20 protein-coding genes, 2 rRNA genes and 1 pseudogene are annotated in these 21,745 nt (G+C 61.0%); 3 read left to right on the forward strand and 20 right to left on the reverse strand.

Annotated features, from left to right (window positions below; all coding sequences use genetic code 11):
• Positions 1-2: 2 nt before the first annotated feature.
• From metG to BMX94_RS10775, 18 genes and pseudogenes are all read right to left on the reverse strand, one after another.
• A complete protein-coding gene (metG, locus tag BMX94_RS08390; protein ID WP_091005534.1) occupies positions 3-1,604 on the reverse strand; it encodes a methionine--tRNA ligase in 1,602 nt (533 codons plus the stop codon).
• Between the two features lie 132 nt (positions 1,605-1,736).
• Positions 1,737-3,362, reverse strand: a complete 1,626-nt coding sequence (locus BMX94_RS08395; RefSeq protein WP_091005536.1) for a helicase HerA-like domain-containing protein — start codon at positions 3,360-3,362, stop codon at positions 1,737-1,739.
• An 82-nt stretch (positions 3,363-3,444) separates the two neighbouring features.
• Entirely contained in the window at positions 3,445-4,311 is an 867-nt protein-coding gene (gene rsmI, locus BMX94_RS08400; protein WP_091005537.1) for a 16S rRNA (cytidine(1402)-2'-O)-methyltransferase, read from the reverse strand.
• Positions 4,311-5,369: a glycoside hydrolase family 5 protein gene (locus BMX94_RS08405; RefSeq protein WP_091005539.1), complete on the reverse strand. Its 1,059-nt coding sequence runs from the start codon at positions 5,367-5,369 to the stop codon at positions 4,311-4,313. The genes rsmI and BMX94_RS08405 overlap by 1 nt, the downstream gene beginning before the upstream one ends.
• A gap of 273 nt (positions 5,370-5,642) precedes the next feature.
• Positions 5,643-6,071, reverse strand: a complete 429-nt coding sequence (locus BMX94_RS08410; protein ID WP_091005541.1) for a 6-pyruvoyl trahydropterin synthase family protein — start codon at positions 6,069-6,071, stop codon at positions 5,643-5,645.
• 241 nt (positions 6,072-6,312) lie between these two features.
• A complete protein-coding gene (locus BMX94_RS08415) occupies positions 6,313-7,935 on the reverse strand; it encodes a regulatory iron-sulfur-containing complex subunit RicT (RefSeq protein WP_091005543.1) in 1,623 nt (540 codons plus the stop codon).
• Positions 7,914-9,077 carry a DNA polymerase III subunit gene (locus BMX94_RS08420; protein WP_091005545.1) on the reverse strand — a complete coding sequence of 388 codons (1,164 nt, stop codon included), beginning with the start codon at positions 9,075-9,077 and terminating at the stop codon, positions 7,914-7,916. The genes BMX94_RS08415 and BMX94_RS08420 overlap by 22 nt, the downstream gene beginning before the upstream one ends.
• Complete coding sequence (tmk, locus tag BMX94_RS08425; RefSeq protein WP_091005546.1) at positions 9,064-9,738, reverse strand: dTMP kinase; 675 nt, start codon at positions 9,736-9,738, stop codon at positions 9,064-9,066. Before tmk ends, BMX94_RS08420 begins: the two co-directional genes overlap by 14 nt.
• Positions 9,739-9,899: 161 nt before the next feature.
• Positions 9,900-10,649 carry an SDR family NAD(P)-dependent oxidoreductase gene (locus BMX94_RS08430; RefSeq protein ID WP_091005548.1) on the reverse strand — a complete coding sequence of 250 codons (750 nt, stop codon included), beginning with the start codon at positions 10,647-10,649 and terminating at the stop codon, positions 9,900-9,902.
• Between the two features lie 405 nt (positions 10,650-11,054).
• Positions 11,055-11,714 carry an HAD family hydrolase gene (locus tag BMX94_RS08435; protein ID WP_177171389.1) on the reverse strand — a complete coding sequence of 220 codons (660 nt, stop codon included), beginning with the start codon at positions 11,712-11,714 and terminating at the stop codon, positions 11,055-11,057.
• Between the two features lie 98 nt (positions 11,715-11,812).
• Positions 11,813-12,205 carry a hypothetical protein gene (locus BMX94_RS08440; RefSeq protein ID WP_091005553.1) on the reverse strand — a complete coding sequence of 131 codons (393 nt, stop codon included), beginning with the start codon at positions 12,203-12,205 and terminating at the stop codon, positions 11,813-11,815.
• Positions 12,206-13,390 (reverse strand): anhydro-N-acetylmuramic acid kinase AnmK, encoded by a 1,185-nt coding sequence (gene anmK / locus BMX94_RS08445; protein WP_091005555.1) that lies wholly within the window; start codon positions 13,388-13,390, stop codon positions 12,206-12,208.
• Positions 13,353-14,309, reverse strand: coding sequence for an N-acetylglucosamine kinase (locus tag BMX94_RS08450; protein ID WP_177171390.1), 957 nt, complete (start codon positions 14,307-14,309; stop codon positions 13,353-13,355). The genes anmK and BMX94_RS08450 overlap by 38 nt, the downstream gene beginning before the upstream one ends.
• Positions 14,306-15,406 (reverse strand): DUF871 domain-containing protein, encoded by a 1,101-nt coding sequence (locus BMX94_RS08455; protein WP_091005559.1) that lies wholly within the window; start codon positions 15,404-15,406, stop codon positions 14,306-14,308. The genes BMX94_RS08450 and BMX94_RS08455 overlap by 4 nt, the downstream gene beginning before the upstream one ends.
• Positions 15,407-15,498: 92 nt before the next feature.
• A complete protein-coding gene (locus BMX94_RS08460) occupies positions 15,499-16,797 on the reverse strand; it encodes a PTS sugar transporter subunit IIC (protein ID WP_091005561.1) in 1,299 nt (432 codons plus the stop codon).
• Positions 16,798-16,845: 48 nt separating this feature from the next.
• The gene (locus BMX94_RS08465; RefSeq protein WP_091005563.1) at positions 16,846-17,148 is read right to left on the reverse strand and encodes a PTS sugar transporter subunit IIB; all 303 of its coding nucleotides are present in this window, start codon (positions 17,146-17,148) and stop codon (positions 16,846-16,848) included.
• Between the two features lie 50 nt (positions 17,149-17,198).
• Positions 17,199-17,756, reverse strand: coding sequence for a MurR/RpiR family transcriptional regulator (locus BMX94_RS08470; RefSeq protein ID WP_286160064.1), 558 nt, complete (start codon positions 17,754-17,756; stop codon positions 17,199-17,201).
• A gap of 66 nt (positions 17,757-17,822) precedes the next feature.
• Positions 17,823-18,083: pseudogene (locus BMX94_RS10775) on the reverse strand (MurR/RpiR family transcriptional regulator); the annotation flags it as partial.
• Positions 18,084-18,437: 354 nt separating this feature from the next.
• On the opposite strand from BMX94_RS10775, the gene BMX94_RS08475 reads away from it, so the two are divergent.
• The 3 genes from BMX94_RS08475 to BMX94_RS08485 are packed head-to-tail and all read left to right on the forward strand — an operon-like array spanning position 18,438 to position 21,186.
• Positions 18,438-18,770 (forward strand): PTS lactose/cellobiose transporter subunit IIA, encoded by a 333-nt coding sequence (locus BMX94_RS08475; RefSeq protein ID WP_091005567.1) that lies wholly within the window; start codon positions 18,438-18,440, stop codon positions 18,768-18,770.
• Positions 18,767-19,699, forward strand: a complete 933-nt coding sequence (murQ, locus tag BMX94_RS08480) for an N-acetylmuramic acid 6-phosphate etherase (protein WP_286160063.1) — start codon at positions 18,767-18,769, stop codon at positions 19,697-19,699. Before BMX94_RS08475 ends, murQ begins: the two co-directional genes overlap by 4 nt.
• On the forward strand, positions 19,696-21,186 hold the full coding sequence (locus tag BMX94_RS08485) for a glycoside hydrolase family 1 protein (protein ID WP_091005569.1): 1,491 nt from the start codon (positions 19,696-19,698) through the stop codon (positions 21,184-21,186). Before murQ ends, BMX94_RS08485 begins: the two co-directional genes overlap by 4 nt.
• Positions 21,187-21,418: 232 nt before the next feature.
• Here the strand turns inward: BMX94_RS08485 and rrf are convergent.
• Together rrf and BMX94_RS08495 are read right to left on the reverse strand one after the other, a co-directional pair.
• Positions 21,419-21,534: ribosomal RNA gene (rrf, locus tag BMX94_RS08490) — 5S ribosomal RNA — on the reverse strand.
• Between the two features lie 97 nt (positions 21,535-21,631).
• A 23S ribosomal RNA gene (locus tag BMX94_RS08495) occupies positions 21,632-21,745 on the reverse strand; the annotation flags it as partial.

Raw genomic sequence — 21,745 nt, forward strand, 5'->3', positions numbered from 1 at the left:
GCCTACTTCTTGGCAAGGCGCGGGAAGAGCGCGTCGCCCTTCGTCACCTCGACGCCGCCGGCAAGGCGGCCCCACTCGCACACGGACGCAAGGTCATCGGTCCCAACCTCATCACCGGCGCCCATGCGTCGAAGCACCTCAGCAGAGGTCTCGGGCATGAAGGGTGCCAGCAGGTGCGCGCAGATGCGGATGGATTCAAGCAGGTTCGCGATGATCTGGGCAAGCTCGCCGGCGCGCGCCGGGTCCTTGGCAACCGCCCAAGGCGCCGAGTCCTCCACGTAGTGGTTGGCGGCGTGCACAAGCTCCATCACCACGTCCTTGGCCTGGACGTACTCGATCTTGTCCATATGCTTGGCGTAGCGACCCTCGATGCCCTGGGCAATCTCGCGCAGGGGGGTCTGCTCGTCCGCCCAACCGTCGGCCAGCTCGGGCGTCTTGCCGTCAAAGTACTTCGCGCTCATGTTGAGGGCGCGCGAGACCAGGTTGCCCCAGCTGTTGGCAAGGTCGGCGTTGTAGACCTGCTCCATGCGAGAGAAGCTGATGGCACCGTCCTCCCCGGGCACGACGTCGGTCATGAAGTAGTAGCGATAGCCCTCGACGCCAAGAAGGTCCACCACGTCCTGCGGTGCGATGGCGTTGCCGCGACTCTTGGACATCTTCTCGCCCTGACCCGTCTCCTCGTTGCGCACCATGAGGAAGCCGTGGGCAAAGACGTGCTCGGGCAGCGCCTCGCCGATGGCCATGAGCATGGCCGGCCAGATTACGCAGTGGAAGCGGATGATGTCCTTGCCCACCACGTGGTACTGCGCGGGCCAGCGATACGCCAGCTCGGCCTTGGCCTCGGGCGTGTCCATGCCGTAGCCCACGGCGGTCATGTAGTTGAGAAGGGCGTCAAACCACACGTAGGTAACGTGCTTCTCGTCAAAGGGTACGGGAATGCCCCAATCGAAGCTCGTGCGCGAGACCGAGAGGTCCTGGAGGCCACCCTCAACAAAGCTGCGAACCTCGTTCATGCGGAAGTCGGGCTGGACAAAGTCCGGGTGCTCGTCGTAGAGCTTGAGGAGGCGATCCTGGAACGCGGAGAGCTTGAAGAAGTAGGACTCTTCCTGCACGCGCTCGAGTGGACGGTGGCAATCGGGGCAGAGGTGCTGGCCCTCGGTGTGGTTCTTCTCGTCAGACTTGGTGACCTGGGTCTCGGTGAAGTAGGTCTCCTCGGGCACGCAGTACCAGCCGTCATAGGAGCCCTTGTAGAGGTAGCCGGATTCCTTCATGCGCTCCCACAGGTACTGCACGGCGTCGTGCTGGCGCTGTTCGGTGGTGCGAATGAAGTCGTCGTTCGAGATCTCGAGCTGGCGCCAGAGGTCCTTGAAGAACGGGGCCTGGGAGTCGCACCACTCCTGCGGGGTCATGCCATGGGCGGCTGCGGCCTCCGCGACCTTCTCGCCGTGCTCGTCCATGCCCGTGAGGAACTTGACGTCATAGCCCGTCGCGCGACGGTAACGCGCCTCGACGTCGCAGAGGATGGTCGAGTAGGCTGTGCCCAGGTGCGGCTTGGCGTTGACGTAGTAGATGGGCGTGGTGATGAAGAAGCTCGGCTTTGCCATGGGTTGGGTCTCCTAATGACGGATCGTGCGGAGCAGCGCGGAGCGCATGCGGTAGGAGATTATACAGCGTACGAGAAGGACGCCGCGAGGGGCTCACGAAGGGCCCACGCGACGCCTGGCGGCAACGACACCCTAGCGTCTGAGGCTCCCCATGAGGCCGCGCGCAAGCTGCCGCGTGACCTCGCGCCCGAAGGAGCCGATCATCGAGGTAGCAACCCTTCCCACCTGCTTGGCGACCTCCTGCTGGGCCTTCTCGCGCTCCCGGGCCTCGCGCTCGGCCTGCTTCTGGGCGGCCGCCTCGGCGCGCGCAGCCTGGCGCTCTGCCTCGCGGGCGGCCTTCTCCTCTGCCTTCTGCTGCTCCTTGGCTGCACGCTCGGCCTCCTTCTGGCGCTTGGCCTCGAACTCCGCCCTCTCCTTCTCGAAGGCGGCGCGCTCGGCTGCAAGCTGGGCGTTTGCCGCCGCCACGTCACGCTGGCCCTGGATCTGCTCGTAGGCGCTCTCTCGGTCTATGGCCGTGCCGTACTTCTCCATGAGGTCTGCCTGGGCGGCGTAGACGCCGTCCATCACGTCCGCGTCCGCCGCAGCCATGCGGCACTGGGGGAAGAGCACGCGAGCGCGCTCCACAACGGATGGCCTGCCCTCCTCGTCCAGAAGGGAGACAAGGGCCTCGCCGGTGCCCAGGTCCTGGAGCACCTGCGCCGAGTCGAAGGCGGGGTTCTCGCGGAAGCTCGCCGCAGCGGCACGCACGGCCTTCTGCTCGGCGGGCGTGTACGCGCGCAGGCCATGCTGCACGCGGTTGGAGAGCTGCGCCAGCACCTCGTCGGGGATGTCCGACGGCGACTGCGTGATGAAGTAGACTCCCACGCCCTTCGAGCGCACGAGCTTCACCACCTGGACGATCTTGTCCACGAGCCCCTTGGGCATGTCGTCGAAGAGCAGGTGCGCCTCGTCGAAGAAGAACACGAACCTGGGCTTGTCGGGGTCACCCACCTCGGGCAAAAGCTCGAAGAGCGAGGAGAGCATCCAGAGCAGGAACATGGCATAGATCTGGGGCGTCTGGATGAGCTTGGCCGCATTGAGGACGTTCACGTACCCGCGGCCGTCCGGGGCGCAGGCAAACCAGTCCCCAAGGTCAAGGTTGGGCTCGCCAAAGAAGATGTCTCCGCCCTGGTCCTCCACCGAGATGAGCGCGCGCTGGATGGCGCCGACCGACTGCGGCGAGACGTTGCCGTAGGTGGTCTGGTACTCCTTGGCGTGCTCGGAGACATACGAGAGCATCGCACGCAGGTCCTTGAGGTCTATAAGGAGAAGGCCGTTCTCGTCAGCCACGCGAAAGACGATGTTGAGGACGCCCTCCTGGACCTGCGTGAGGCCAAGGATGCGGGCGAGCATGACGGGGCCCATGTCCGAGACGGTCACGCGCACGGGGATGCCCCTGTCGCCCAGCATGTCCCAGATGCGCACCGGGGCACCCTGGAAGCTGACCTCGTCCTCCTTGAGGTTGAAGGTGTTCTGGCAGCGCTTGCGGATGAAGTCCGTCATCTCGCCGGCCTGCGCCATGCCCGTGACGTCGCCCTTGACGTCGGCCATGAAGACGGGCACGCCTGCCTGCGAGAAGCCCTCCGCAAGGACCTTGAGCGTGACGGTCTTGCCCGTGCCGGACGCGCCCGCGATGAGTCCGTGACGGTTGGCCTGGTTGAGGAGAAGGCAGCAGGGCTTCTCGCCCTGGGCGATCCAGATCTTGTCATCTACGAGCATGGGGCCTCCCAACGTGGACTTTGATGCAAGGTGCTGTCATGTGGATTGTAGTGCGTGCGCGAGGAGCTGCCGGGGCAAGGGGCTACGGCTCGGCGGGCGCAGCCGCTGCCACCACCTGGTCATAGACCTCGGCACGGGGAACCGAGAATTCCTTGGCGAGCCGCTTTGCCAGTGCGGACTTAGGCTCCCCTGCGGCAAGGCCCTCGCGGATGGCCTCCTCGAGCGAGAGCGGAGCGGCGGCATTGCCCCTGCAGCGCTCCTCGAGCTCCTCGGCCGTGGGCGGCGCAATAACAATCACGCACTCCCCGCGGACCTCGCCGCGCGCAGCAATCTCGGCGGCAAGCGCTGCGGCCTCGTCGCGCACGACCTCCTCGTGCAGCTTGGTGAGCTCGCGCACCAGGGCCACGCGACGGGCCGGCATGACCTCGGCCACACTCGCAAGCGTAGCCGCCACGCGGTGCGGAGACTCGTAGCAGACAATCGCACCCGGCACCAGCGCCAACTCGCCGAGCCGCGCGACCTGCGCGGAGTGCCGGCGCGGCAGGAAGCCCTCAAAGAAGAAGTGCTCGCACGCAAGGCCGGAGGCGACCACGGCGCAGGTCACGGCCGAGGGCCCCGGCACCACCTCCACGGGAAGCCCCGCGTCAAGGGCGGCGTCCACCAGGCGCTGGCCGGGATCGCTCACGCCAGGCATCCCCGCGTCGGAGACAAACGCCACGCGCTCCCCCGCCTCGATGCGCTCGAGCGCAGAGGCGACCCTCGACGCAATCACGTTCTCGTCGCATCGGACGAGAGGGACGTGCAGGTCAAAGGCCGAGAGGAGCCGTGCCGTTACGCGGGTGTCCTCGCAGAGGATAACGTCCGCCTCGCCAAGCGTGCGCCTCACGCGCGCCGATGCGTCCTCGAGGTTTCCGATGGGCGTGCCCACCACAGAGAGAATGCCGGCCATCAGCAGATAAGCCCCCGCTCAAAGGAGGAGAGCGCCACGCGGGCGTCCCAGCTGGAAAGCCTGCCCGTGGTCTTCCAGGTCTGGAAGAACCAGGCAGGAAGCTTCTCGTATGCCGTGAGCTGCTCGGACGAGTAGATGCGCTCAAGCGCCACGCGACCCTCGGGCGTCATGGCGGCGTCTGCGATGGGGAGTGCCGAGGACCACTTGCCCACCATCACGGGAAGTCCGCTCTTCTGGTCCTCGCGGATGTGGCGGTGGATCTCGGCCATGATGCGACGCAGGCCCAAGGTGTTGGCACCGGCCGCATAGCCCATGTCGGCCATGATCGCGGAGGGCTTGTCCAGATGACAGTCGAGCCAGACGTTCTGGTATTGGCGCTGGGCCATGAAGCGGCGCCAGTCGGTGGGGATGCCCGCGTCGGGAAGGATGACCACGGGATCTGGACCCGCCGCATCGCGAACGCGGTCGTAGGCAGCACGGTAGTAGTTTCTCAGCAGGTGACCCGGCATGCCGTCGGTGACTCCCAGGCCCCGGCGCGTCTGGATGCGGGCGTCGTCTGCCACCTCGATGCCGTAGAAGCCCATACGCGACGCGTACCTGGCGCTTAGTTGCGAGAGAACCCAGAGGGCGTTCTCGCGAATGCCACGGTTGTCGGTGAAGTTGTTCCAGGTCTCCTCGTCGCCGGGGACACCGGGATTCACGGCAAGCGCAAAGATCACCTTGAGGTCAATCTCCTCGGCCCACTCGAGCGCCTGGTCAACCTCGTCAATGCAGCCCAGGTAGTGGCCAGGATTGGGACCGGCCTCCCCAAAGACATACCACGGGACGGGAAGCCGCACAGCATTGAAGCCGCGTGACGCGATGCGAGAGAAGTCGTCCTTGGTGAGGAAGCGGGCACGATGCCGTCGCACCACCTCGCGGTAGCCCTTGGCTCCCAGCGACGTGATGAGCGAGGGCTCGTCGAGGGCACCCGAGCCCGAGAAAAGCTCCGGTGTAACCCAGGGCTCAAGGGTAAGCCAGCCGGTAAGGTTGACTCCGTGAAGGGCGTTCTCTGCCATGCGCCACCTCGCTCCCATCAAAGTTCAGCGCTTGTTCAGAGTGTAGCGCAGGTTGTGACGTTGGACGAACCAACCAGCAGTATTGCCATGACGCTTCTGTCACATATCCGGGTTCAAACGTGTAGCGAAGCGATACACATTCGGCGTACGAATCTGTAGCGACCTGCAGGGGATACACATTCGTGCACGAATGTGTATCAGCCCTTGGTGAAAATGCCCTAGGCGAGAAGGCCACTGGACAACAGGAGACCCCGGGCCACAAAACGCCAGGCCCTACTCCCCATCCGGCTCGTACGACGCGCGGTTGTTGGGGGTCTCGTTGCAGTCCACCCGGCAAACGGGAAGGCCGCGCGCCGAGAGCCGCTCGAAGAGGTAACGGGCGAGGTTCTCCGATGTGGTTCGGAAGGGCAGAATGGTCAGGCTGAAGCCCTCGGAGGCCAAGGCCTCGAGCGTCGCGGGCGCAAGCGAGCCCTCCTCGACGAGGAAGGTGTGGTCGAGGGCATCACACTCCTCGCGCACAATCCGCTTGAGTGTGGCAAAGTCCACGACCATGTCCTTCTCGGTGCCAGAAGTGCCCAGCTCGTTGGAGCGAACGTAGGCGGTCACGCGCCACTGGTGCCCGTGCAGGTTCTCGCACTTGCCGTTGTAGTCGGTGAGAAAGTGCGCCGAGTCGAACCAGTACTCGGTCGAGAGCGTGTACATGCGAGTCTCCCTGTTGTTGAACAGCCAAAAAGCAAAGCAGCCCACCTGGAGCGGGCCCGTCGCAGCCTGCGGGTGCGGCCTGCGGGTAAATCTGAGAACGTTTTGGACGTTTTGCCGAAAATGACGCTGTTATCCGTCCGAAAACTTCTCAACAGCACCGGCAGGCCTACTCCCCCGCGGATGCTGGCGCGCCTGCGCCTGGCCTACCCCCGTGGGGGCCGGCGGGCCGGCGCCGGCGGGTCTACTCTCCTGCGGGCGCCGGCGCGTTGCCGCCGGTGGTTCCCCCGGTAGATCCGCCGCCGCCTCGACGACCGCGGCCGCCGCGGTGGCGGCGACGCCTCTTGGGGGCGGCGCCGTCGCCAGCAGCCTGGTCGGAAGCGCCATCGGCGGGCGCCATATGCTTGGGCGCGGGACGACCGCCCTGCGATGTGGGGCGACCGCTCTGCGGACCCTTGACGGCACGAGAAGAACCACCCCGCTCTGCCGCCTGCGCGGCAGCACCGCCACGGTCTCCCGGGTGACGCGTGCGACGACGCTGACCTCCCTGCGCCTGACCGGCACCGGCACCGGATTCGGCACCCCTGCTCTGTCCCTGCTCGCCATCGGCGCCAGTCGCCGCACCGGCAACGCGGTGGTGCCTGCGACGACGCGTGGGCTTGGGCGCATCGGCATCGGGCTCCACGTCGTTTGTCACCGTGACCTCGAACTCCTCGGCAGCAAGCTCGACGCGAGCCGTACGGCCCTTGCGGTGACGACGCCTCGTGGGCTGATGCTCACCCTCACCTGCTTCGTCTTCGGCAGAAGCGGATGCCTGGCGCTTCTCGGCACCCGAGTCTGCTCCGCCGCTCTCGCCGGCACGCCTGCGACGACGCTTGGGCTGCACAAAGAGGTCCGCATCGTCGAAGCCCTCGGGCGGGGTCACACCGTTCGCACGGTCAAGCTCGGCGAGGGCCATGCGCACATCGGGCGACTGCAGGCGCTCGAGAACGTCACGCGTAACCGTGTCGGGACGGCAGGCGCAGCCCAGGTCTTTGGACTTTTTGACGGCAGCCTCGGATGCGGTCATCTCCGCCAGAGGCACGCGGACCTGCTTGCCGTTCTCCAGCCGCAGGCAGATCTCCTCCTTGGGCGTGTCGTACTCCACAATCTTGGCCTTGCCCAGCGGCGTCTCGATGACGGCATTGCGCTTGGGCGCACGGCCCTTGAAGTCGCGGTACGCCTCGAACTCGTAGCGCAGGCAGCACATGAGACGGCCACACGCGCCGGAGATTTTGGTGGAGTTGAGGGGCAGGTCCTGCTCCTTTGCCATGCGGATGGAGACCGGCTCGAAGGCAAGGCCAAAGCGGGTGCAGCACAACTCCTGGCCGCAGTGGCCCCAGCCGCCCACCACGGCGGCCTCCTCGCGCACGCCAATCTGGCGCATGTCGATGCGCTCGTGGAGCTCGCGCGAGAGGTCGCGCACAAGCTGGCGAAAGTCCACGCGCTCCTCGGCAGAGAAGTAACAGACAGCCTTGTCGCCATCAAAGAGATACTCCACACCCACGGGCTTCATGTCGAGCCCGCTCTGCGAGACAAGGCGCCTGAAAACGGGAAATGCCTTCTCGCCAAGCTCGGCCAGCTCCTCGGCGTGGGCAAGGTCCTCGTCGCTTGCAACGCGAAGCACGGGCCTGAGCTGCGCGTGGTTGGTCACGCGATCGAGATCTGCGGCGCTCATCTCGCGGGCGTCGGCGGTTGCGAGGCCAATCTCGTGGCCGCGCTCGGTAGCGCAGATAACGTGATCTGCCTCGGCGGCCTCGGTGCCCGCAACGTCAAACCACAGGTCGCGAGCGGCGTATTTGAACTTCACCGGAATGACGGTGGGCATGTAAGTGCCTCCTTGATACGAAGAAGCATGACCTCGAGGGCCAGCTGGGGTGATACGTTATGCGCGAGGTCGTTGCCAGCGGACGAGACCGCGTCGAGTGCGGCAAGCGCGCCAGCCGTTCCCGTCGACGCAGCAAGACGATCGATCACGGCAGCCGCGTCCTCGTTCACAACCTTCTGCGACACGCCCTCACAGCGCACGAGCACGTCGCGCAGGAGCGACTCCGCGGCAGCCAGAGCCTCCATGATACCCGAACGCTCGCGTGCCGTAAGCTCGCGCTTGTTTGCGTCGGCAACCTGCTTGAGGGCCGATGCGGTGAGAAAGTCCGCGCCTTCCTTTGCAGCCTCGTCCTGGGCAACCTGCACGTCCTTCAGGGGAACCCGCACCGCCGCGAGAAGGTCGCGCGCCGAGCAAAGCACGTCCCACGAGTCGTCGCGGGCAAGCCCGTCCATGATGCGCACAACCAGGCGCCGCACCTCGCGACGTGACGGGGACGCCAGAAACACACAGGCACGCGAGGGCGTACCGGCAACCGCGAGTGCCACCCGAGACTCCCACTCGCTCGCTCCGGAGCGGTGCATGACCTCGTCAAGCGCCACGCTTGGCGCGATGGTGCGAAACGGGACCACCTGGCAGCGCGAGACAATCGTGGGCAACACGGAGGCCACCGAGCGGGCGAGAAGGACAAATACGACGCCCGCCGGCGGCTCCTCAATGGTCTTGAGCAGCGCGTTTGCCGAAGTGCCACGGAGAAGCCCAGCATTCTCGAGCACATAGACCTTCGCACGCGCACGGCTGGGGGCACGGTTCACGCCCTCAATGAGGTCTCGAACCTGGTCGACAAGATAGCCGGTGACGCTTCCCGGGGTGAGCCACTGCACATCGGGGTGGGTGCGGTGCGCCACGCGGCGGCAGTCATCGCAGGTTCCGCAGCCATCGTTGGGGCAGATAACGCACTGCGCAAGCGCGAGTGCCGCCTCCTCCATGCCGGAGCCAGGTGCCCCCACAAAGAGGTAGGCATGCGAGAGACGATTCTCGCGCACGGCCGAGACGAGAAGGTCACGAACGCGCGGCTGGTCGCCAAGGGTGTCGAACACAGCCGCAGCCCCCGTGGACGCGTCGCTCTCCCTAGGCGCAGCCATGAGGCTCCACCCCCGCAGAAAGCGATGTGGGAAGGATGTCCGCCAAAGCGCCGAGAAGCGCCGCATAGACCTCGTCCGGCGAGCCAGATGCGTCCACCAACCGCACGCGATCGGGCTCCTCGCCAACAAGGCGAAGATAACCGCCGCGGACACGGGCCTGAAAGGCCATGCCCTCCGCCTCGAGGCGGTCCGCGCCACCCACCGTGGCACGTGCAAGCGCGAGCGCCGGGTCGAGGTCAAGCACGACCGTGCAATCAGGCGTGACACCGCAACTCCCAAGGCCGTTGGCCGCTCTCACAACTTTGGAGGAGAGGCCCCGCGCCGCCTCCTGGTAGGCGAGGGTCGAATCGAAGAAGCGGTCGCACACCACGATGGCGCCGCGCTCCAGCGCAGGCGAGATGACCTGACGCACCAGCTGCGCACGGCTCGCCTCGTAGAGAAGCAGCTCGCACTCGGGACACATCTCGGCATTGGCGGGATCGAGAAGCAGACCGCGGATCTTCTCGGAGATCGCCGTTCCGCCTGGCTCGCGTAGGCGCACGACGTCGCAACCGGCAGACTCGAGAGCTTCTGCAAGGAGCGCGGCTTGCGTGGTCTTGCCACAGCCGTCGATGCCCTCCAGCGTGAGGAAGAGCCCTCTTCTCTCGCCTGTTCTCGCCATGCTCCCCTCCCCGATTGCGCGTCCATGCATAAGCCGAACTACTTTAGCAGGTCACCATGGCGAGATGGTGGGTGAGACAAAGGGACAGTCCCTTTGTCTCATGACGCGGCCCTCCGGCATCGCAAGACACCGAAGGGCCAAAAACCGCTATGGCGCCAACGCTACTGTGCGGTGTAGCCACCATCGATGTAAAGGTGCGTACCCGTAGTGAACTCGTTCTCGACAAGGAACACGACACCGTGGGCGATCTCCTCGGCCTTGCCAAGGCGTCCCAGCGGATGCAGCGCCTCGAGGCGCTTCATGCCATCCTCGCCCATCGTCTTCTCGTTAATCATGCCGGTGTAGATATAGCCAGGGTTCACGGTGTTCACACGAATATTGTACTTGGCGAGAGCCAGAGCAGCAGACTGGGTAAGCAGGTTCACGCCACCCTTTGCAGCGTTGTAGGAAGGCAGATTGGGGTCGCCGATGGTGCCCTCAATGGAGGACGTGCTCACAATGGCACCGCCGTGACCCTGCTTCTCCATCTGAATGGCAGCGTACTTGATGCCGTAGAACACACCAGTCAGGTTGATAGAGATGAGCTTGTTGAAGTCCTCGTCGCTCATCTGGTCAACAGGGAGGAAGTTGGCTATGCCAGCGTTGTTGTACATGATGTCGACCGAGCCGTATGTCTTGACGGCAAAGTCGATGAGCTCCTTGACCTGCTCGGGATCGCTCGTATCGGTCTTATGGAAGACGACGTCCGGAGAAACGGCCTTGAGCTCCTCGAGAGCCTTCGCACCGCGCTCCTCATTACGGCCGGCGATAACGACCTTGGCGCCCTTCTCCAGGAAGGCCTTGGCAGTGGCCAGACCAATGCCCGATGTGCCACCAGTAACAACCGCTGTCTTGCCCTTGATCTCAAACATGAGTTCCTCCAAACAGTTGTTGAACCCAAACGCACTATGACCCCTACCCGTAGTTGGACAGGTAAATCGATTTATTCCCTCGCTTTACGTGAGCGGCAACAGGCGCGCCGCAAGTGGTTAACGGGCAATCTGTTTGCGCGCATGTACGCAACCACGTGGGGGGCCAGGGCACAGACCTAGCCTAGCTCTTCGAAAAAACGATGAACAAGTATCAGCATATCAAGGTCAACAACCATGCTCCCAAGGTAGAGCATTAGAGCGCCACGTATGGCAAGAACGACTGCCACCCAGGCTGCAATAACCGACGTTTTGGACCTTCAGCCCAGTTATTTGGAGCTTCACCTTAGGTTGGCCGTGAACCGAGGAGCCTACCCAGAACGAAGCTGCTTAACAGGCCGAGAAGCCCTACCCAAGCTCTCCTTTGGCGATGAGGTCGCGGACGTCGAGCAACGAGTTGCAGACGCGCGTCGCAAGCCTTCGCGTCTCCGACGTGGGGGCAATCATGTCTGGAACCATTACCGAGAGGAAGCCGCCGGCAGAGGCCGCGCGGATGCCATTGGGGCTGTCCTCAAGCACCAGCGAGTTCGTCGGAGCGGCGTGAAGGCAACGCGCTGCCTCCAGAAACACGTCTGGCGCAGGTTTTGAGGGCAAGCCGTCATCACCGGCAATAACGGTTGAGAAGAACCCCTCGACGCCTCCCTTGCGGAGATGCGTCTCCACAAGGGCCCTGGGAGACGCAGACGCAACCACGCAGGGAACGCCCTTGTCGGCAAGCAGTGCGGGCAGCTCGTCAAGACCCGACTTCTTGGGAGCACCGTGCGCGAGCATCTCCTCAATGCCAATGCGAATGTGCTCATGGACGGCAGAGATCGCGCGAGGGTCGTTGCCGTACGCTTGGGCAACAAGTTCCTCGATGCGAGACTGGCTCATGCCAAAGAAGCGCTTCACAAGCCCGGGCTTGAGCTCTGGCCCCTGCTCTTTGAACGCCGGCCCCCATGCCGAGACCCATATTGACTCGGTGTCGAACATCAAACCATCAAGATCGAATATAGCCGCCTCGAGCATAGGAGCCTCCAGCGCAGTACGCCCGCAACCAGTGTTCTGGCATCCAGCATAGCGAGTGAAGTAATACATCCCCGCCCGCAATGCAACCTTGCACGCGCCTATAGCGCAATGCCACGAAACGCCATGAGATAGGTAATTGCAAGGAGCGCCAGAAACGACACGACGAGGGTCACCCAGAAGCCCCTAACCGGCCCCCTCTTTGAATCGAGGAAATAGCGGGTTAGGGCAAGCGCCCCCGAAATCAGGAGCGGCCCCAGCACCAGCATCGATACCCTTGCCTCAGCCCCCACTCCGAGCAAGGCGGCGGGAAGAATCAGATACCCCAGAAGAGCGGCCCCGGCGATAATGGCCGAGCTACCAAAGGTGAAAGGATACGTGCCCGTCCTCTCAACCTGCTCCTCAACGCGATCCTCGGTAATTACGCCGTGCATTTTCACGCTTGTAGAGCTGCCAGCCTTTCGCTTCTTGCTCTTGTTGCGGCCCTTGCTCACCTAAGCCTCCTTCACGCATGCCTGCAGAAAATGAGTCCATCCCTGTGGCGGAAGTGTAATGTTGCCCAAAACGGCAGGCCCAGCTGCGCCAGTCGCCGTGGGAACATTAGACGGCCTGCCGTGAAGCGTCTGGTTTCCCAGAATGGCAAAGGCCACGGCCTCCTTTGCATCACTCGAGAAGCCAAGCTTCTCCTGGGTTAGCACCTCAGTCTGGGGCAGCCTTCGAGCAATTCCACCAAGGATGACTGGGTTGTGCGCTCCACCACCACCAACTACGAGACGGTCGATCTTTCCCAAAACTCGTGGCTCCACATAGCGCATGCAGGCATCCGCAACGCTTGCGGAGGTAAACTCAGTAAGCGTTCGGACGATATCCTCTGGAGCAAGGTCAGAATGCGACGCGAGGAGCCGGTCAACTGCCCCCACGCCAAACACTTCTCGTCCCGTACTCTTGGGCGGCTCTTTCGCAAGATATTGGTTACTCATAAGCGTACCGAAAAGCGCTTCATTCACATTGCCGCGCCCCGCTATCGCCCCGTCCCTATCAAAGGGAACTCCAAACAGACGCTCGCATGCCGCATCGATCATCATGTTGCCCGGACCCGTGTCAAAGGCAAAGATACCAGACGCGTCGCCACGCGGAAGCACCGTCACGTTACCAATGCCGCCCAGGTTGAGAAGGACTACGTTCCTTTCGGGGTCCCCATACAGAATCTGCTCTGAAAAGGGAACCAACGGAGCCCCTTGGCCACCTGCAGCCATGTCCGCCTTGCGAAAAACCGATACTACGCAAACCGCATGTTCGCGTGCTATGACCGCAGGCTCCCCTAGCTGGAGCGTCCCCGCACACCAGCCCTCAGGAGGATACGGCTCATGCCACACCGTCTGGCCGTGGCTAGCAACAAAGGCAAGCTCAGAATCGGCAACACCAGCAATCGAGCATACCTTCTCGACCGCGCGGGAGAACAGGTGGCCAAGCTCAAAGTTCAAGGAGCACAGCAGCCGAGAAGAGCTTTGCTCCGGATCACACGCACGCTCAATTCTCTTCCGCGTTTCCTGGGACATGGGAAGCGTATCGAACGACCTTAAGCGCACGTCAGTCGATTCGTCAACTCCAGAAATCTCGACCAGCGCAGCATCCACCCCATCAAGGCTCGTGCCGCTCATAAGGCCTATGGCAAGCATCGTTGCCCCCTCTCCCAATAGAGTCCCTCAATACCAGACACGCTCCTGCGTCAGGCCCATATGCCGGAGGCACCAACTTACAAGTTTGAGGGAGCAAACCGGCACGTAGAAGATCAAGAATGGCACCGTTTCCGCCTCTGAAGGTGCCCCCTATGTAGGATGTCCTAACCTCTGGATCATCTGAGAAAAGCTCACTCACAATAGTTGCGGCCATCTCCGCATCTGAGACAGCGGCGTCATTAAGGATGCGACGGGCCTCCTTGTCACCATCTGCTGCCGCCTCGAAGACCAATGGCGCGAGAGCGGCAACCTCAGTTCTACCGGCAAGCGTCGTTCGACGCAAGGCAATGAGGTCGTAGTCGTTCTCAAGACTCAAGTGTTCGCGCACGAGACGGTGAACCGCACCTTGAGGACGTCTGCCATCAGACTCCCTGCTAAACGCCTCAAGAAGACGCCTTCCCATCCACCAGCCGCTTCCCTCATCCCCAATCTGGAAACCCCAGCCACCGCAGCGCAGCTCCCTGCTACCACGCATTCCAAGTGCAGCGGAGCCCGTGCCGGCAACAATAACGACGCCGTCTTCAAGTCCCAGGGCAGCAACGCAGCCCGCCTTCAGGTCGCTCATCAGGACATATGGATGGCCGTTCGACACGCTCTCGCAGACGGACTCTATAGAAGCTCTGGAATGGTGCTCGTTGCCATATCCGGCAAGGCCGAACCCAATGCCCCAGGCCTCGCCAAGGCACCCGTCTCGTACCGCCCAATCAATGCCCGAGCGGAGGACGTCCCGCATGCCCTCCTCCCCCACCTGGCCAATATGGCAGGTAGGGAGATTGTTGGTGGCAACTTGATTCATGTGCTCGTCGAACACGCTGAAGGTTGTCTTGGTGCCGCCGCCATCAACGCCGAGCCACCTCACGATGCATTCGCCTCGTGAAAGCGGAACTTCTGCCAAGGCTTGATGGTGTCAATCAGGAAGAGCTCCTCCTCGGGAATGTGCCCAACGACGCTGCTCAAGCCGCTGTTCTTCATGTCGCTTCGCGCAACTTGCAGCTCGCCCGCATAGTGACCGTACTCGCTGCTCTCGATGACAACATCTCCGCGATGGATAGTCTCCGGAGCATCCAGTAAGGCAAAGTGGTGCCCGCGGTACTTCACGCGGCTCTGCGTTGACCTGATGAAGTTCTCCGAGACATCGCCCCTGTTGAAATGCAGCTCGTCGAGGACGATGGAGCGCTCGACTTCTGGCAGCCCCTCGGCAAGCACGACGCCAAAGGAAACGAGGTTTTTAGGCAGCCTTGCAACGCTATCGAGTTCCTCCTGCGTGGGATAGCAGTTGGAGATGATGACGTCATCGACATCCCCCATGGAAATGTAGTGCTCGGCCTGCAGGTACAGCGGGAGGTGACGATGCATCTCAAGCGTGGGAAGCCCATCGGTCACCGGCCAGGGGCCAAAGGTTCCAGGAGCCTGTGACGTAACAAACGCCGCCGTCTGCAACCCGTATGACTTGAAGCGCCTCGTGCAGGACTGAAAGAAGTCCAGGCCAAGGCCCGAGTAGTTGTGGGGATAGAAGTTATGGCAACCTACCAGATGCGCCGGATCGGGTTGGTAGTCCATGATGGTGTCAATGTAGTGGACATCGTTGCTCATGTTCACCTCAACGATAAGCCCCTCGGGGTTGAAGGTCATGAGCGATTCCTCGTTGCCCGTGAAGCCCATGTCGAGGCGAATCCCGTCCGCGCCAATCTGCTTGAAAAACGAGAGGTCCTTATACGACACCCCCAGCTCGTCAAATACCCTCGGGTTGCAGTCAAGAACCACCTCGAAACCAAGCTCGTGTGCTCGGGCATTGATGTCCGAGAAGTCACGCATGACGTTCTCTCGGCTGTCCTTAACCGAGAGAAGGCAGCTAAAGATGCGAGAGAAGCCGGCAGCAGAAGCCCTCTCCATGTAGTCCAGCAGCTGGCCCCTGTCGCTCTTCTCGGGATAGATCGATATTCCAAGACGCTTCATGCGCCCCTCCTTCTTTTCGCCTAAAACAACAACGGCCCCGGAGTTTACGCCCCGGGGCCGCAATGAATGCCTGGGACAGCAGTCAGCTCGTACTACTCTGCCGCCTTTTCAGGCTGCTCCTGATCAAGGAACTGCTTGTCGTACATCTTGACGAACGGGAAGTAGCACGCAATGGACACGGCAATGAGAACGCAGCAGAGCACTGCGGCACGCCAGTCGCCGCCGGTGGCAAGGTATGCACCGATGGGGCCAGGGAGCGTCCACGGAGCAGTGATGACAACGCGGTTGACCATGCCAAGGCTCGTTGCAACCCATGCGATGGTGGCGCAAATCATGGGCGTGACAACAAAGGGGATGGCAAGCGTGAGGTTGAGCACCACAGGAGCACCAAAGATAAGGGGCTCGTTGATGTTAAAGATGGCGGGCGCAATGCCAATGCGGCCAAGGTCCTTGAGGTACTTGGACTTGCAGATGGTAACCAGAAGAATAGCAAGGCCAATGGTGCAGCCCGAGCCACCAATCCAGATGAACCACTGATAGAAGGGCTCGGCACCAATGGCGGGCAGCGCCGTTCCGGCCACACCAGACGCAGCAGCATTTGCGTTCTGCTCGAGAAGGGCAAGCCACAGCGGACGAGCAATGGAGCCAACGATCGACACGCCGTGAATGCCAAAGAACCAGAAGAAGCAGGTGAGGAAGCACACGAGCAGAACACCGGGCAGGGTGTCCGTGGCCGCAACGAGCGGGGTGATAATGGCAGTAATGGCACCATTCCAGTTGAAGCCAAGGTAGTACGTGATGGAGCCGATGAGAAGCATCACGAGGAGCGTGGGCGTCAGGGCCTCAAAGGAACGAGAGACCGAGGGGGGAACCTGTTCCGGCATCGTGATGTGGAACTTGGAGTTCTGCGTAAGCCGGAAGATATTAATGGCAATGAAGGTCACGATCATGCCAACGAAGAGGCCACCGCTGCCAAGCGAAGCCATCGGCAGGACGAAGCCAGCAATACCAGCGTTTGCGTCCGCGCTCACGTTGACCGGCGTGATGGTGAGCAGGAAGGCCATGACGGACATGACGCCGCCGGAAAGGCCGTCGAGCCCATAGGACTTAGCAAGGCTGTTGCCCATCCCAAAGACCGCATAGAGCGACATGATGTACATGGTCATGCGATACGGGAGAAGGATGGTTGCCGCGTTTGCCTTGAGGAACTGGTACACGCCCCAATCCTCGGGGAGCGGCGGGTTTGCAATGATGAGGAAGAACGAACCAACGATAATCAGCGGCAAAGCTGCAATGACGCCATCGCGAACTGCGAGCAGATATCTGTTTGACCCGAGCTTGCTCATCACGGGTCCAAGCTTCTCTTCCAAGAACTTCTGGAACTTCTCCATGCGTCCTCCCATTCGTCGGTCTATTCACTTATCAGTCTTCAGGTGGTGCTAGCCGAGAACCTTGTCCACTCCCTTTAGGATGTTCTCGACGTTTCCAAATGCGTAGTCCTGGGGAGCAATGGGGACGACGGGGATGTTCACTGTACCAGCTATCTGCGCCTTTCTGTAGGCGATCTGCGGCCCAAGAAGGATGATGTCGTAGTCCTTGGCCTCGTCCTCGTAGTTTCCGGTTCCGCACGCGTCAACCTTAAGAGAGATGCCCTTCTCCTGTGCGTACTTCTCCATCTTGTTCATGAGCACGGAAGTCGACATTCCACCTGAGCAGACAAGCAAGATCTTGTAGTCCTTCATCTCTTCGCCCCTTTCCGGACCTCGCGCTTTGCGAGGCCCACTTTCTACTCCTACCTCTCGATGTAGTTGCGCTCAAACCATTCAGAGCACCGCTCGTAGTTCTTGTTCACATACGCCATGAAAAGGATGTCCACGATATCCAGCTGAGAAATTCGTGACGCACTCGCTGAACTTCGGAAGATCGATTCCGTTGACGCTACGTACAGCGTTTGGTCCGCCAAGCGAACAAACTCTGAATCGTGTCCCGCGCGCGTAATGGCAATGAGCTGTGCGCCACGCTTCTTCGCCCGCCTTGAGCATTCGATGACCTCGTGCGTCAACCCCGAATAGCTAAAGGCAATAGCAAGGTCTCCCTCCCCCATGTTCGTCGCATACACCAGCTGCACGTGCCAGTCGTCATTGATGTTGCAGCGAACGTTGGCACGTATGAGCTTGTAATACAAGTCCCGCGCGCTCAAGAGCGAGGAGCCCATCCCAAACAAGTTGATGGTCTCCGCCCTGCTCATCATGGCAACGCACATCTCGATGGCTTCCACGTCATTGAGCTTCTCGGTAATCGCGAGAGACTCCATGTTCCTTCTGGTTACCTTGAGGATCGTCTGCCTCACCGAATCCTTTGGGCTTACGTCCCCAATTGACGTTCTCTCGCTGTCTCGTCTCCTCGCAAGCTCGAAAACAAGGGACCTTTGAAACTGACGGTAGCCGCTCAGTCCCAGGTGTCTACACATGCGGGAAATGGTCGAGGGTGATACGAACGATGCATTCGCAAGCTCATGGATGCTCATGCCCATAACATCCTCTGGATGCGAGAGAACATAGTCAATCGCGTTTCTCTCTGTAACTGTTGCGCTGTCCCTATTCTCTTTTAAGAGTGCAATGACATCGCGCTGTTCCATCGCCTGTCCTCTAACGTTGTACCGATGTGGAATTATCATGTCACGCTATTTCTCAATAACTGATATTTTATTTCAATTTTGAAAGCACAACACTCCGAACGGTTTTTGGGCACCGCCAGGCGGTAGAGGCCAGCGGTGCCAAGATGTCAGCAAAGCGTGTGGTCATAAGGGTAGATTTCGTCGCTATGAATAGGCAGCAGCATCGGAAATACGACGTTTACCTGCAGGTTAATCGCATGACTCCAACTTTGTCACCAAGGTCCCCCACATAGCTTCACATGGGGAGCCTTCGCGCGTCAAAAGGTCGTTTTGTCCGTTTGTTCGTTTCTGACGTGATGCGTATTCTCGTCTCAGCAAGTAGGGGAACGATTGCTTTAGGAGGGAATCTCGCTTATGGACGAACACAGTGTCCAGACCTCATTCGAGATTATCGCCGAGTCCGGAGAAGCGCGAAGCAAGGCGTATGAGGCACTCGGCTATGCCAAGCAAGGGGATTTTGAGAAGGCCAAGACCACCATGGCCGAGGCGCAGGAAGCATCGAACAAGGCACATGCCATCCAAACTGACCTCATCACGAGGGCTGCCCGCGGGGAGGAGCTTCCACTCGATATCTTGCTCATCCACTCCCAGGACCATCTGATGACATCCATCCTCGCCATCGAACTTATTCAGGAGCTCATTGACCTCTACGAGCTGAGGGCAAAGGACAAGGAGGGAAGAGCATGAGCACGGCGCTGCCGAATCTGGGTTGCCTGCTTACCGAGCAAAGAAACCCGGACACCATGGAGTTGGACACCTTCACTCCTCTTCAGATTGTCGAAGCGATGAACCGCGAGGACCATCGCGCGGTTGACGCCGTGCATGCGGTCCTTCCTCAGGTGGCACAGGCAATCACCTGGGCAACGCAGAGCCTGAGCGAAGGGGGAAGGATATTCTACGTGGGCGCGGGCACTAGCGGAAGGCTAGGCCTTCTGGATGCGGTCGAGTGCCCGCCGACCTTTGGCGTATCACCAGATGTCGTGGTGGGAATCATTGCCGGCGGCAAGAACGCATTCGTCAAGGCGCGAGAGGGCGCAGAGGACTCGGAGAGGTCTGGTGAGGAAGACCTCCGGGAGAAGAAACTCTGCGGCAAGGACATTGTCATTGGACTCGCCGCCAGCGGTCGCACGCCCTATGTTGTGGGGGCGCTCCGCTTTGCTCGTTCCCTTGGATGCAAGACTGTCTCCATTGCCTGCAACCCCAACTCAGAGATATCTTCTGAATCTGACCTGGCCATCGAGGCAATTACCGGACCGGAAGTGCTCACGGGGTCCACTAGGCTCAAGGCGGGAACGGCGCAGAAGCTCATTCTCAACATGATTTCGACCGGCAGCATGGTGGGGATTGGCAAGGCATACCAGAACCTTATGGTTGATGTGCAGCAGAACAACGAGAAGCTCCGTGCAAGGGCTCAGGGAATTGTCTGCGAAGCATGCGGGTGCACACCCGACGTTGCGAGCGAAAAGCTTGATGAAGCCAACGGGAACGCAAAGCTTGCCATTACCATGCTTTTGCTGAGCTGCGATGCGGAAGCCGCGCGAGAAGCCCTGCGAGAAGCAAAGGGACACGTGCGCCAGGCAGCAAAGAACGCAAGCCCGGAGAGGCAACTGGCATGAGTTTCGAAACCCCAAAGCGAGCCCTCCTCTGGGGAGGGGCGACGTCTGCAAGCCAATATGAAGGCGGCTCCGACATGGTAGGCAAGGGACCGGACACGCAGGACGTTCGTCCCTTTCGGCCAAGGACCAGCAAGGCGACAACGGAAACGCGCCTTCTCACCAAAAGTATGGTAAGCGAGGCTCTTAACTCGGAGTTCGACGGGAACTACCCCTTCAGGAGAGGGTCGGAGGGCATCTCTCACTGCGAGGAGGACATCGCGCTCCTCGAGGAGCTTGGGATTGACATCTATCGCTTCTCTATCAGCTGGGCGCGACTCTACCCCACCGGTCATGAGTACAATCCAAGTCCTGATGGCGTTGCCTATTACGACAAGGTATTTCGGTTGGTTCGCAAGGCAGGAATGCGCGTATTTCTCACCCTTACGCACTACGCAATGCCAATAGACTTGGTGCTCAGCGATGGTGGCTGGCTCAACAGGTCAACGATCGACTGCTATCTTAGATTCGCCGAGTTCGTGTTCTCGCGTTGGGGAAACTATATCGACTACTATCTCCCCTTTAACGAGATCAATGCCGGGTATTTCAGCCCATGGAATGGCGTGGGCCTTCTGAAGCCGGAGGACGGCCCATACGACCAATCCAAGGTCTTCCAGTCATTGCACAACCAGTTCGTGGCAAGTGCACGAGTAATTCAGCTGCAAAGGCGCATTGCGCCAGACTGCAAGAGCGGATGTATGGTCGCAGACTTCTGCTATTACGCCAATACACCAGCGCCGGAAGACAACCTCCGGTTGATTAAGGACGAGCAGATAAACCAGTGGCTGGCAATCGATGTCCTGGCACGCGGCTTCTACCCCTCATACACGGCAAGATTCTTTGACGAGCATGGCATCAAAGTACGCATGGGCGAGAACGATCTGGAACTCCTGGCTCAGAACACGTGCGACTTCGTGAGCATCTCCTATTACCAGTCATCTGTAGTTTCATGTGACGATAATGGACCACAGACGGCGGGAAACCTTGTGTGCTCGACAGTGAATCCATACCTTGCCTCATCTGAGTGGGGGTGGCAGATAGACCCAATTGGTCTGAGAACCGCACTAAATGTGCTATACGACCGTGTCCAGAAACCAATCTTTGTGGCAGAGGGCGGATTAGGCGCGAGAGACAGCATGGTGTTCGACGAAGGTGAGAAGCGCGTTCATGACCCCTATCGCATCAAGTACCTTGCGAAACATTTTGAGCAGGTGATTGAGGCTCAAAAGGACGGCGTGGGCGTGCTCGGCTACATCGTTTGGGGAATCATAGACATCGTCTCCGCAGGCAGCTGCGAGATGGAGAAGCGCTACGGCGTCATCTACGTCGATGCGGACAACGAGGGCAACGGAAGCTACGAACGCACCCACAAAGACAGCTTCTGGTGGTACAAGAGGTTCATTCAGGACTACCACCAGAAAGCACAGGCAACCATCAAAGAGCAGGATTGATTTACTTCATACACAAGGCGGCTCGGACACCCAGAACTACGGGGACCGAGTCGCCTTGTTGCTTGTTAGCGAACCACACTGGAGGCAAAAGGAACGTTACACGAGTGCCTCAAGGGAAGTAAAAAACTAGGTACCCAAGTTCCCAGGACCGACTAAAAGACAAAAGTTGATCAAAACGGAAAGGGGCCCCGCGCTCGGCGCGGGGCCCCTCCTGGCGAAAACGCCCCCAGTCGGCCAGCGGCGTCCTGGTCTCCCACGGGCTCGACCCGCAGTACAATCGGCGCTCGGGGGCTTAACTTCCGGGTTCGGGATGGGACCGGGTGTGCCTCCCCTGCCATGGCCGCTGGCCGTCTGGGGGCGTTCTGCCTCCGGGTCGTGCCCGCCGGGCCCTGGGGGCCGCACAGCGCGCGCAAGCCAGACCCCCCGGGACCGCCCATGGGAAGGGCATGCGGAGGAGCTCGGCCGATTAGTGCCGCTCGGCTGAGGCGGTCGCCCGCCTTGCACCTGCGGCCTATCGAACTCGTGGTCTACGAGTGGCCTTACCGAAGGGAGATCTCAT

It is taken from the genome of Olsenella sp. KH3B4, assembly GCA_900111695.1.
Lineage (GTDB): Bacteria > Actinomycetota > Coriobacteriia > Coriobacteriales > Atopobiaceae > Tractidigestivibacter.